The 4,006-nt window shown below is 70.2% G+C and carries 4 protein-coding genes; 2 read left to right on the top strand and 2 right to left on the bottom strand.

Annotation, left to right across the window (positions count from 1 at the left end):
* Nucleotides 1-1,144, top strand: a 1,144-nt coding sequence (gene menJ / locus ACWDTP_RS37740; protein ID WP_450028322.1) for a menaquinone reductase, incomplete at its 5' end; no start/stop codon positions are given.
* 103 nt (nt 1,145-1,247) lie between these two features.
* Here menJ and ACWDTP_RS37735 read toward each other — a convergent pair.
* Nucleotides 1,248-2,246 carry a CobW family GTP-binding protein gene (locus tag ACWDTP_RS37735; protein ID WP_450028321.1) on the bottom strand — a complete coding sequence of 333 codons (999 nt, stop codon included), beginning with the start codon at nt 2,244-2,246 and terminating at the stop codon, nt 1,248-1,250.
* Complete coding sequence (locus ACWDTP_RS37730; protein WP_450028320.1) at nt 2,247-2,936, bottom strand: demethylmenaquinone methyltransferase; 690 nt, start codon at nt 2,934-2,936, stop codon at nt 2,247-2,249.
* A gap of 151 nt (nt 2,937-3,087) precedes the next feature.
* On the opposite strand from ACWDTP_RS37730, the gene ACWDTP_RS37725 reads away from it, so the two are divergent.
* A complete protein-coding gene (locus ACWDTP_RS37725; RefSeq protein WP_450028319.1) occupies nt 3,088-3,912 on the top strand; it encodes an SDR family oxidoreductase in 825 nt (274 codons plus the stop codon).
* Nucleotides 3,913-4,006 lie beyond the last annotated feature (94 nt).

Here is a 4,006-nt window from a genome sequence, read left to right as displayed (position 1 = left end):
CGGCCGCGATGTGCTGGTGATCGACGCCGCGCAGTTTCCCCGCGACAAGGCCTGCGGCGACGGGCTGACGCCGCGGGCCGTCGCCGAGCTGGAGCGGCTCGGGATGGGGCCCTGGCTGGACAGCCGGATCCGGCACCGGGGTTTGCGGATGTCGGGGTTCGGCGCCGATGTCGAGGTGGCCTGGCCGGGCCCGTCGTTCCCGTCCACCGGCAGCGCGGTGCCGCGCACCGAGCTCGACGACCGGATCCGCTCGGTGGCCGCCGACGATGGCGCCAAGATGCTTCTCGGCGTCAAAGCTGTTGATGTTCGCCATGATTCGCGTGGCGCGGTGGATACGGTGCTGCTAGACAACGGCATGGCCGTGCGGTGCACCGAGCTGATCGTGGCCGACGGCGCCCGCTCCACGCTGGGCCGGGTGCTGGGTCGGGAGTGGCACAAGGAGACGGTCTACGGGGTGGCGATCCGCGGCTATATCGCGACGCCGCGCGCCAACGAGCCGTGGATCACCTCGCATCTGGAGTTGCGGTCCCCCGAGGGCAAGGTGCTGCCCGGGTACGGCTGGATCTTCCCGCTCGGCAACGGCGAGGTGAACATCGGCGTCGGGGCCCTGGCCACGGCCAAGCGGCCCGCCGACGCCGCGCTGAGACCGCTGATGTCCTACTACACCGCCCTGCGCCGCGAGGAGTGGGGATTCGCCGGCGAGCCACGGGCCGGGCTGTCGGCGCTGCTGCCGATGGGTGGCGCGGTGTCCGGGGTGGCCGGGCCGAACTGGATGCTCATCGGCGACGCCGCGGCCTGCGTCAACCCGCTCAACGGGGAGGGCATCGACTACGGGCTGGAGACCGGGCGGCTGGCCGCCGAACTGCTCGGGTCGGGTGACCTCTCGCAGGCCTGGCCCGCGGTGCTGGCCGGGCATTACGCGCGGGGCTTCTCGGTGGCGCGCCGGCTGGCACTGCTGCTGACGCTGCCGAGGTTCCTGCCCGCGACCGGCCCGGTAGCCATGCGGTCCGCCACGCTGATGCGGATCGCCGTGCGGGTGATGGGCAACCTGGTGACCGACGAGGACGAAGACTGGATCGCGCGGGTGTGGCGCGCGGGCGGGTTGGCCTCGCGCCGGCTGGATCAGCGCAAGCCGTTCAGCTGAGCGCCCGCTGCGCGTCGCCGGTTTCTACGCCTGGGTCGTGATCCCCGGCTCAGAACAGCCCTGGGGTGGAAAACGGCGGCATTCGACCCGAGCGCCCGGGCGGTCACACGACGTAGCGCTGCACGCCGAGAAAGGCCTGATCGTCGGGCGGTTCGGCGGCGACGCACTCCCGCAGCGCGGTGTGCACCGAATCGGCCGACATATCGGTGCCGATCAACACCAGTGACGTGCGGCGCGGCTCGCCGCTGTCCCACCGCGAGCGTTCGAACCGCAGCGAGCTGCCCACCAGTTGCATGACGAATTTGCGGCCCGATCCGGCGGTGCCGAAGTCGACGAAACCTTTCGCCCGGTACAGCCCCGCCGGCCGGTCCTGCAGGAAACCCATCAACCGCCGTGGATGCAGCGGGGTGTCGGCGGTGAACTCGACACTCTGATAGGCGGCGTGCTCGTGCTCGTCGTGATCGTGTTCTTCCCACAGCATTTCGTCAAGGCTCAGCTGCCCTTCCCTCGGCACCCGCCGCGGCGGGTCGATCAGCAGCGTCGGGTCGATCCGGCCGAACTCGGTGGGCAGCACGGCGACCCGGGGATTGACCTCGAACACCTTGTCCCGCAACGATTCCAGCTCTTCGGCAGTCACCTGGTCGGCCTTGTTGAGCACGACGAGATCGGCGACGCGGGCGCTGTGCCCCAGATCGGCCCGCGCCGATTCGACCGCGTCGACCAGCAACACCAGCCCGGCGTAGTGGAACCGGGGATCGTCGGCGGTGACGATGGTGCGCGCCAGCGCCGCGGGTTCGGCCAGGCCGCTGGCCTCCACCACGATGAGATCCAGGCGGGGTTTCACGGCCGCGAGCCTGCCGAGCATATCCCCGGCCTCGTCGGCGTCCACGGCGCAGCAGATGCACCCGTTGGACAGCGACGCCATCGCATCGACCTGCCCGGCCACCAGCATGGCGTCGATGTTGACCGCGCCGAAGTCGTTGACCAGCGCGCCGATCCGCACTCCGCGGCTGTTGCGCAGCAGATGGTTGAGCAGCGTCGTCTTACCCGCGCCGAGGTGGCCGGCGAGGGCGAGCACGGGGACCGATCCGATCGCCCTCACCTACTCCGGTTTCGTCGCCGCATGCAACGCCACGATGCCCCCGGTCAGATTGCGCCACCGCACATCCGACCAGCCGGCCGTGCCGATCCGGTGCGCCAGCCCGGCCTGATCCGGCCAGGCCCGGATCGACTCGGCCAGATAGACGTAGGCGTCGGGATTGCTCGACACCGCCGTGGCCATCCGCGGCAGCGCCTGCATCAGGTACTCCTTGTAGAGCGTCGCGAAGGCCCGGTTGGTCGGGGTGGAGAACTCGCACACCACCAGCCGCCCGCCGGGCCGGGTCACCCGGGCCATCTCCCGCAACCCGGCGACGTGGTCCACCACATTGCGCAGCCCGAAGCTGATCGTGACCGCGTCGAACACGCCGTCGGCGAACGGCAACCGGGTCGCATCGCCCGCCACCTTGGGCACCGGCCGCCCGGCGCCCGCGGCCAGCATGCCGACCGAGAAGTCCGCGGCCACACACCACGCGCCCGAGGTCGTCAACTCGGTCGTCGACACCGCCGTCCCGGCGGCCAGGTCGAGCACCTTGTCCCCGGCCCCGATCCGCAGCGCCGCGCGGGTCTCGCGGCGCCAGAACCGGTCCTGGCCCAGCGACAACACGGTGTTGGTGAGGTCGTAGCGCCGCGCGACGCCGTCGAACATCGATGCGACTTCGTGGGGATCCTTCTCCAGGCTCGCTCGGCTCACGCCGCCGACGGTACCCGGCGCCGGGCAATAGATTGTCAGTGACCGAAACCCTGGCCGCCCGTCATGGGTAGCTGTGAACATGCTGCGCCGGGAATGGGAGCAGGCCGACGCGCCTTGAACCGCACGGAGCGATACGCAGAAGGGTTGATACATGAGTGCAAAAGTCTGGTTCATCACCGGTGCTTCGCGGGGCTTCGGCCGGGAATGGGCGATAGCCGCCCTAGAGCGCGGCGACAAGGTGGCCGCCACCGCGCGCGACACCGCGACGCTGGCCGACCTGGCCGACAAGTACGGCGACGCGCTGCTGCCACTGCACCTGGACGTCGACGACCGCGCGGCCGACTTCGCCGCGGTCAAGCAGGCCCACGACCACTTCGGCCGGCTCGACATCGTGGTCAACAACGCCGGTTACGGCCAGTTCGGGTTCATCGAGGAGCTGTCGGAAGCCGAGGCCCGCGCGCAGATCGAGACCAACGTGTTCGGCGCGCTGTGGGTCACCCAGGCCGCGCTGCCGTACCTGCGGGCCCAGGGCAGCGGCCACATCATCCAGGTGTCCTCGATCGGCGGCATCACCGCGTTCCCGCTCGTCGGCATCTACCACGCGTCGAAGTGGGCGCTCGAGGGCTCCTCGCAGACCCTGGCCCAGGAGGTCGCCCCGTTCGGCATCCACGTGACGCTGATCGAGCCGGGCGGGTTCTCCACCGACTGGGCCGGGTCCTCGGCCAAGCACGCCACGCCGCTGCCCGACTATGACCAGGCCCGCAAGGCCGCACAGGAGGCCCGGGCCAAGCGCACGTCGAAATCCGGCGATCCGCAGGCGTCGGCCGCGGCCGTGCTCAAGATCGTCGACGCCGAGAAACCGCCGCTGCGGGTGTTTTTCGGTGAGCTGCCGCTGTCACTGGCCAAGGCCGACTATGAGAGCCGGCTGGCCAACTGGGAGGAATGGCAGCCGGTCGCCGTCCAAGCCCAGGGCTGATTTTTCCGGCCGAGCAGACGTGCCGGTACCCCTACACGCCCTTGGATTCAGGCGGTGGCTGCAACGAATGTGGACGGGTCTGAGAGTAGTCGGT

The organism is Mycobacterium sp. NPDC003449 (assembly GCF_053588415.1).
This window is presented reverse-complemented; position numbering and strand designations above follow the sequence as displayed.

Bases quoted from the DNA above. Each gene is read 5' to 3' on its own strand.
- ACWDTP_RS37725 (WP_450028319.1), top strand. From the start codon at position 3,088: ATGAGTGCAAAAGTCTGGTTCATCACCGGTGCTTCGCGGGGCTTCGGC.